We start from the raw sequence: 6844 nt of genomic DNA on the forward strand, positions 1-6844 counted from the left end.
ACCGACTTAACCGTATAACCTGAACCGCCGTATACGGAACCGTACGTACGGTGGTGTGAGAGGACGGCGGATGTGAATCCGCCTCCTACTCGATGGTCAGGATGCGGCGAGAGGTTCCTGCTCTTTGTGCTCAGTGAACTTGAAAGCGCCTCTCAAATCAGCACCTTGGGCCAAAATTCTCGCATCGGCGAGCAAGTGTGGATAGCGATCCAGCAGGCGCATGAGCAGTATCAATGCTTTCGGTGGAAGTACCTCGCCGCGCTCGTATCGTGAAAAAGCGTTGTGTCCGCCCCCTGAAAGCAATTGCACCGTTTCCTTTTGCGTCAGGTGCAATTTACGACGGATTTTTTTCATTTCGTTACCTACCATTTTTCGACAGGCGATAACGAGTTCATCGCATGCGTCTGAATATCGCTGTCCGCACTCTTCATCCAGTTCGATCTCACCGCACTTCTGGCACTCCCAGCCCGACAAATCGTCGATCCGCCGCTCCATTCCCTTAGCGCGCACGGTTTCGCCTCGACCGTTGAAACGCACCATGCCTTCAGGGGCGCCACAACTGACACACTGTTGCGTGTTCATGAATGGTTCTCCTTGAAAGAGATCACGGGTGGGCGCCTGTCGCAGTGATATGACACCTTGATGTAGATCTCCAAACCATGTGATTGGATGTGATAGACGTCTTGCCAAATACGGTGATCGTCATAAGTCGTCATTGATTTGTAAAACATGCTGCGCTGCAGTTTGAGAACGATTTCTTGCATCTCCTCAAGAGACAGTCCGAGTGCAGTCCCCGTCTTTTTCGCCGTGTGCGTGAATGCCCTCCAGCCGAGTCTCCTGACCAAAACCCGGTCCCTGAAATTACCCTTAAAGGGTAATTTTGACCAATCGAAAATGCCGCTCCATGTGTCTCCGATTGACCCTAGGTGGTTGCCGTCCCACAAGGGTCTGACTAACATGTCAGAAAATTCATCCTATGATTGGATGAAAGGGCGAATCCTATGTCAGATATTTCTCCACTCATCAAACGATCCCTGGTCGATCAGGCCCTGGATCAGCTTCGCCAGCGTATCAACAGCGGCGTCTGGCAGGTCGGCGAGCGTCTGCCCACCGAGCCTGAGCTGTGCGCCGAACTGGGCGTCAGCCGCAACACCGTGCGCGAAGCCATGCGTGTACTGGCGTTTTCCGGGCTGATCGAGATTCGTCAGGGTGACGGCAGTTATTTGCGCGCTGTGGTCGATCCGCTGGATACGCTCAAGGCGCTGTCGCGCTGCTCGCCGGAGCAGGCCCGGGAAACCCGGCACATCCTTGAGGTCGAGGCCATTGGTCTGGCGGCGCTGCGCCGCACCGACGAAGACCTCGTCGCATTGCGCGAGGCGCTGGGCACCAGCGGCAGCCATTACCACGGCGATCTCGACACCTACATCGCCTGCGACCTGGTGTTCCATCGTCGGCTGGTGGACGCCGCGCACAACCCGACTCTGAGCGAGTTGTATCGCTATTTTTCCAGCATCGTCGGCGCGCAATTGCGCCAGACCCTGAACATCGTCCCGCGTCGTCAGGAGGTGTTCGACCTGCACATCGAGTTGCTCGATGCGGTCGAACAACGCGACCCGGAACGGGCCAAAGCTTTGTCCAGGCAGTTGATCAATGAACCTTGAAACCGAGAAGTCCATGTCCCGCAGTGAGATATCCACAGCCTCCAAGCGCACGGCAGAGCTTGAAGAACTGCTGATCGACGCCGAGGCCGATGACGAGCAGGTGCAACAAAATCACCCCTTGGTACGTCGGCCGTGGCTGTTGCTGATGAGCCTGATTCTGGTCGCGCTGAACCTGCGTCCGGCGCTGTCGAGCATGGCGCCGTTGCTCAGCGATGTTTCCAAAAGCCTCGGGCTGTCGGCGGCGCAGGCGGGTTTGCTGACAACGTTGCCGGTGCTCTGCCTCGGTTTGTTCGCACCGTTGGCGCCGATTCTGGCGCGCCGGTTTGGTGCCGAACGGGTGGTGCTGGGCATTCTGCTGACGCTCGCGGCCGGCATTATCCTGCGCAGCAACTTTGGTGAGATCGGCCTGTTCGCTGGCAGCGTCTTGGGTGGCGCGAGCATCGGCATCATCGGCGTTTTGCTGCCCGGGATCGTCAAACGCGACTTCGCCAAACACGCTGGAACCATGACCGGTGTCTACACCATGGCCTTGTGCCTGGGCGCAGCGATGGCGGCAGGTTCGAGCGTGCCGCTGAGCGAACACTTCGGTCACAGCTGGGCCATGGGCCTGGGCTTCTGGGTGATTCCGGCGCTGGTCGCGGCGGTTTTCTGGTTGCCGCAAGTCGGGCGCAAACACGGTGCGCACAACGTCGCCTACCGCGTGCGTGGTTTGCTGCGTGACCCGCTGGCCTGGCAGGTGACTTTGTACATGGGCCTGCAATCGTCGCTGGCCTACATCGTTTTCGGATGGTTGCCTTCGATCCTCATCGGTCGTGGGCTGACACCGACTCAGGCCGGCCTGGTGCTGTCTGGCTCGGTGATCATCCAGCTCGCCAGTTCGCTGGCCGCGCCGTGGCTGGCGACCCGTGGCAAGGATCAGCGCCTGGCAATCGTGGTGGTGATGGCGCTGACCCTCGGCGGTCTGTTCGGTTGCCTTTATGCGCCGATCGAAGGCCTGTGGGGCTGGGCGATTCTGCTGGGGCTGGGGCAGGGCGGTACGTTCAGTCTGGCTTTGACTTTGATCGTGTTGCGCTCGCGGGATGCTCATGTAGCGGCGAATCTGTCGAGCATGTCCCAGGGCTTCGGCTACACGCTGGCGTCGATGGGGCCGTTCGCGGTCGGTGTGGTGCATGACTTGACCGGTGGCTGGAATGCGCTGGGCTGGATTTTCGGCATCATCGGCTGTGGCGCGATCCTCGCCGGCCTGGGTGCAGGGCGTGCGTTGTATGTGCAGGTCACAAGCGAAAAAATCTGAATGCGCTGATTTCAGATGTGGGAGCGAGCAGGCTCGCTCCCACATAGGTTTTGTGTGCTGCGGGTATTCGGTTTGCGAATGCCGATAGTGTTTGCGCGGTTTGCGGATTATCGTGCGGGCAATCTGTCCATTTTTTGGAGTTTGCCCATGAGTGAAGCCCACGCCGCGCTGATCACCCGGTTCTACCAGGCCTTTCAGAACCTTGATGCCGACGCCATGGCCGCGTGTTACACCGATGACGTCGTGTTCAGCGATCCGGCCTTCGGTGAGCTGCGCGGACGCGATGCCGGCGACATGTGGCGCATGCTCACCACGCGGGCCAAGGACTTCTCCCTGACCTTCGATAATGTCCGCGCCGATGAGCGCAGCGGTGGCGCGCACTGGGTCGCGACCTATCTGTTCAGCCAGACCGGCAATGTCGTGGTCAATGACATCCAGGCGCGCTTCGTGTTCCGCGACGACAAGATCTGCGAACACCACGATCATTTCGACCTGTGGCGCTGGTCACGTCAGGCCTTGGGTTTCAAAGGCTTGCTCCTGGGCTGGACGCCGCTGGTGAGCAATGCCGTACGTGCTCAGGCCCTTAAGGGACTGAAGGTATTTCAGGCTGGTCGCTGATAAGATTGCGGCCTGTTTCCTACACGCCTTGATCCCGAAGTGACCAGCCTTAGCGAAAAATCTGTCGATGTTGTCGAGCCGGTGAGCAAGTCCTGGTTCGTCTACCTCGTTCGTGCGGCCAACGGTTCGCTGTATTGCGGGATCAGCGATGATCCCGTGCGCCGTTTTGCCAAGCATCAAAGTGGCAAGGGCGCGCGGTTCTTCCTCTCCAGCCCGGCCATGGCCTTGGTCTACACCGAACTTTGCCGAGACAAGAGCGATGCGCTGCGCCAGGAGCGGTTGATCAAAAAACTCAAAAAGAGCGCCAAGGAATGCCTGGTGGCGTCTTATCAATCTGACTGATTGGTTCCTATCAGCCAGATCTGTAGGCTGCCAAGCCAATGCGCGCTAAGCTGCCGACTCACTATCTGAGCGGCGGAGCCGAGCATGCCCGAGTTGATTCTGCATCATTACCCGACCTCACCATTTGCTGAAAAGGCCCGCCTGCTGTTGGGTTTCAAAGGCTTGTCGTGGCGCTCTGTGCATATTTCACCGGTGATGCCCAAGCCGGACCTGACCGCCCTGACCGGTGGTTACCGCAAAACGCCGGTGTTGCAGATCGGTGCCGACATCTACTGCGACACGTCACTGATTGCTCGCCGTTTAGAGCAGGAAAAAGCCTTGCCGGCATTTTTCCCTGAAGGTCAGGAAATGATTACCGCCAGTTTCGCTGCATGGGCGGATTCGGTGGTATTCCAACATGCGGTCAGCCTAGTGTTTCAACCTGAATCGGTCGCGGTGCGTTTCGGCAAACTGCCGCCGGAAGCAATCAAGGCCTTCCTCGCCGACCGCGCCGGGTTGTTCAGCGGTGGCAGTGCTACGCGTTTGTCCACCGAACTGGCCAAACACCAATGGCCGACGATCATGGCACGCTTGGAGCAGCAGTTGCAGCGTGAGCAGGGTGACTATCTGTTTGGTGAGCCATCGATCGCCGACTTCGCTCTGGCGCACTCGATGTGGTTCCTCAAGGCGACGCCTGTCACCGCGCCGCTGGTGGATGAGTATCCGGCTGTGTCTGCGTGGGTGGGCCGCGTATTGGGCTTTGGTCATGGCGCCGCGAGCGAGATGACGGCCGAGGAGGCGCTGGAGGTGGCACGTAGTTCGACGCCGCAAGCGTTGCCGAATGAGCAATTCGAAGATCCGAACGGCTTCAAGGCCGGGCAGCAAGTGGCAATTGCCGCGACGGATTACGGGGTTGATCCAGTGGTTGGGGAATTGTTGTTTGCAGGCAGTGAAGAGCTGATCCTTCGTCGCGAAGACCCACGCGGTGGTGTGGTGCATGTGCACTTCCCACGCTTCGGTTTCCGTCTCGAAGCACGCTGATTAATCCGGTCATCTGCAAAACCCGTGGGAGCGCGATAGCTCCCACATTTATTTCAGGGCGGCGAGGATCTCATCTGGATCAAACCCGCGAATCAACGTGCCATTCACGTCGATCAATGGAATCCCGCGTCCGCCCAATGCCTCGTACGCCTTGCGCGCCTCGGCATCCTTCTCGATATCGAATTCCTTGAAAGGAATGCCCTTGCTGTCGAGAAAGCGCTTGGTCTGCTTGCAGTAGCCGCACCAGTCGGTCGCGTATAGCACGACACTGGCCCGCGCGCGGGTCTGCTCGGAAACCATCTGCGACGGATTGAACACCCGCTCGATCTTGCCCCAGTTCTGATAGACCACTACCACGAGCAGTACCAGCGCGACCTTCTTCAGCACATTGGCGAGCATCAGTTGCGGCGCTTCAACTGATCGGTAAGCGACGTCGGCAGGCCTTTGATCACCAAGGTGCCGGCCTCCTCGTCGTATTCGATCTTCGAACCCAGCAGGTGCGCGTCAAAACTGATCGACAGGCCCTCGGCGCGGCCGGTGAAGCGGCGGAATTGATTCAAGGTGCGTTTGTCTGCCGGAATCTCTGGCGAGAGGCCGTAGTCCTTGTTGCGGATGTGATCGTAAAAGGCTTTCGGACGCTCTTCGTCGATCAGTTCGGACAACTCTTCCAGGCCCATCGGTTCGCCGAGCTTGGCCTGGCTGCTGGCGTAATCCACCAATGTCTTGGTTTTCTCCCGGGCGGAATCTTCCGGCAGGTCTTCGCTCTCGACGAAGTCGCTGAACGCCTTGAGCAGAGTGCGGGTTTCGCCCGGGCCATCGACGCCTTCCTGGCAGCCAATGAAGTCGCGGAAGTACTCCGATACCTTCTTGCCGTTTTTGCCTTTGATGAACGAGATGTACTGCTTGGACTGTTTGTTGTTCTGCCACTCGGAAACGTTGATCCGCGCCGCCAGGTGCAGTTGACCGAGGTCGAGGTGGCGCGACGGCGTCACGTCCAGCTCATCGGTTACCGCCACGCCTTCGCTGTGGTGCAGCAGGGCGATGGCCAGGTAGTCGGTCATGCCTTGCTGGTAGTGGGCGAACAGCACGTGGCCGCCGACTGACAGGTTCGACTCTTCCATCAGCTTTTGCAGATGCTCGACCGCGACTTTGCTGAACGCGGTGAAGTCGTGAGCGCCCTCCATGTATTCCTTCAGCCAGCCGCTGAACGGGAATGCACCGGATTCCGGGTGGAACAGGCCCCAGGCTTTGCCCTGTTTGGCGTTATAGCTCTCGTTGAGGTCGGCGAGCATGTTCTCGATGGCCGCGGACTCAGCCAGTTCAGAGTCACGGGCGTGCAGAACTGCGGGCGTGCCGTCGGGTTTTTTGTCGATCAGGTGGACGATGCAATGACGGATCGGCATGGGCTTCTCGGCTGTTGGAAGGGAGGAGGGCAGGCTCCCCCGAAAAAGCGCCCAGTGTACCGCAACCACTGGTTTTGGCGCGGGTTGAAGGGCAAAACCGGGGGGCTCGAAGGCGCTTATGCAGTTTTTTACCGATTTAGAGCAATAAAGCTGACCAAATGGGTAGCTAGAGGCGGATATTTCCCCGCCTCTGTGCTAGTTTTGCCCGGTCTTACGCGAAGTCACTGCGTTAAGCGTGCATTCAGCATTTGTCAGGTCGAACCAAACCCTGATTTCGGTATCTATAACCCCGACTCGTCGTGGTTATCGCCGAGGGTGCCAGATCCAGAAGATCGGGCTCGATGGCTGACACTGCACTCTGCAATCCATATGAATTTGATAGGGAAGGAACACTACATGGCTCTTACAAAAGACCAACTGAACGCCGACATCGCTGAAGCTATCGACGCGCCGAAAACCACCGCGCGTAACGCTCTGGCCCAGCAGGGCAAAATCGTTGATCATAA

The 6844-nt window shown here is 58.5% G+C and carries 9 protein-coding genes and 1 pseudogene; 6 read left to right on the forward strand and 4 right to left on the reverse strand.

What is annotated here, in order from left to right; all coding sequences use genetic code 11:
• Positions 1-96 precede the first annotated feature (96 nt).
• Positions 97-582: a type II toxin-antitoxin system MqsA family antitoxin gene (locus ACIOU6_RS20715; protein ID WP_401138760.1), complete on the reverse strand. Its 486-nt coding sequence runs from the start codon at positions 580-582 to the stop codon at positions 97-99.
• On the reverse strand, positions 579-845 hold the full coding sequence (locus ACIOU6_RS20720; RefSeq protein ID WP_260455534.1) for a type II toxin-antitoxin system MqsR family toxin: 267 nt from the start codon (positions 843-845) through the stop codon (positions 579-581). Before ACIOU6_RS20720 ends, ACIOU6_RS20715 begins: the two co-directional genes overlap by 4 nt.
• A gap of 156 nt (positions 846-1001) precedes the next feature.
• Here ACIOU6_RS20720 and ACIOU6_RS20725 point away from each other — a divergent pair, with 156 nt between their 5' ends.
• The 5 genes from ACIOU6_RS20725 to ACIOU6_RS20745 all read left to right on the forward strand — a co-directional run bounded on the left by ACIOU6_RS20725 (position 1002) and on the right by ACIOU6_RS20745 (position 4935).
• A complete protein-coding gene (locus ACIOU6_RS20725; protein WP_221729929.1) occupies positions 1002-1661 on the forward strand; it encodes a FadR/GntR family transcriptional regulator in 660 nt (219 codons plus the stop codon).
• A complete protein-coding gene (locus tag ACIOU6_RS20730; protein WP_221729928.1) occupies positions 1651-2955 on the forward strand; it encodes a CynX/NimT family MFS transporter in 1305 nt (434 codons plus the stop codon). Before ACIOU6_RS20725 ends, ACIOU6_RS20730 begins: the two co-directional genes overlap by 11 nt.
• A 147-nt stretch (positions 2956-3102) precedes the next feature.
• Positions 3103-3573 carry a nuclear transport factor 2 family protein gene (locus ACIOU6_RS20735; protein WP_401138761.1) on the forward strand — a complete coding sequence of 157 codons (471 nt, stop codon included), beginning with the start codon at positions 3103-3105 and terminating at the stop codon, positions 3571-3573.
• Between the two features lie 39 nt (positions 3574-3612).
• Positions 3613-3915: a GIY-YIG nuclease family protein gene (locus tag ACIOU6_RS20740; RefSeq protein ID WP_221729926.1), complete on the forward strand. Its 303-nt coding sequence runs from the start codon at positions 3613-3615 to the stop codon at positions 3913-3915.
• An 84-nt stretch (positions 3916-3999) separates the two neighbouring features.
• Positions 4000-4935, forward strand: a complete 936-nt coding sequence (locus ACIOU6_RS20745) for a glutathione S-transferase family protein (RefSeq protein ID WP_221729925.1) — start codon at positions 4000-4002, stop codon at positions 4933-4935.
• Positions 4936-4983: 48 nt separating this feature from the next.
• On the opposite strand, the gene ACIOU6_RS20750 is transcribed toward ACIOU6_RS20745, so the two are convergent.
• Together ACIOU6_RS20750 and yejK are read right to left on the reverse strand one after the other, a co-directional pair.
• Positions 4984-5334, reverse strand: coding sequence for a glutaredoxin family protein (locus tag ACIOU6_RS20750; RefSeq protein WP_401138762.1), 351 nt, complete (start codon positions 5332-5334; stop codon positions 4984-4986).
• On the reverse strand, positions 5334-6338 hold the full coding sequence (gene yejK, locus ACIOU6_RS20755; protein ID WP_221729923.1) for a nucleoid-associated protein YejK: 1005 nt from the start codon (positions 6336-6338) through the stop codon (positions 5334-5336). The genes ACIOU6_RS20750 and yejK overlap by 1 nt, the downstream gene beginning before the upstream one ends.
• Positions 6339-6734: 396 nt before the next feature.
• Here yejK and ACIOU6_RS20760 point away from each other — a divergent pair.
• A pseudogene (locus tag ACIOU6_RS20760) lies at positions 6735-6844 on the forward strand (HU family DNA-binding protein); the annotation flags it as partial.

The organism is Pseudomonas sp. NPDC087615, assembly GCF_044743445.1.
GTDB lineage: Bacteria > Pseudomonadota > Gammaproteobacteria > Pseudomonadales > Pseudomonadaceae > Aquipseudomonas > Aquipseudomonas baetica_A.

Coding starts and splice junctions, on each gene's coding strand:
- ACIOU6_RS20715 (WP_401138760.1), bottom strand. CDS start 582: ATGAACACGCAACAGTGTGTCAGTTGTGGCGCCCCTGAAGGCATGGTG.
- ACIOU6_RS20725 (WP_221729929.1), top strand. CDS start 1,002: ATGTCAGATATTTCTCCACTCATCAAACGATCCCTGGTCGATCAGGCC.
- ACIOU6_RS20730 (WP_221729928.1), top strand. CDS start 1,651: ATGAACCTTGAAACCGAGAAGTCCATGTCCCGCAGTGAGATATCCACA.
- ACIOU6_RS20735 (WP_401138761.1), top strand. CDS start 3,103: ATGAGTGAAGCCCACGCCGCGCTGATCACCCGGTTCTACCAGGCCTTT.
- ACIOU6_RS20745 (WP_221729925.1), top strand. CDS start 4,000: ATGCCCGAGTTGATTCTGCATCATTACCCGACCTCACCATTTGCTGAA.
- ACIOU6_RS20750 (WP_401138762.1), bottom strand. CDS start 5,334: ATGCTCGCCAATGTGCTGAAGAAGGTCGCGCTGGTACTGCTCGTGGTA.
- yejK (WP_221729923.1), bottom strand. CDS start 6,338: ATGCCGATCCGTCATTGCATCGTCCACCTGATCGACAAAAAACCCGAC.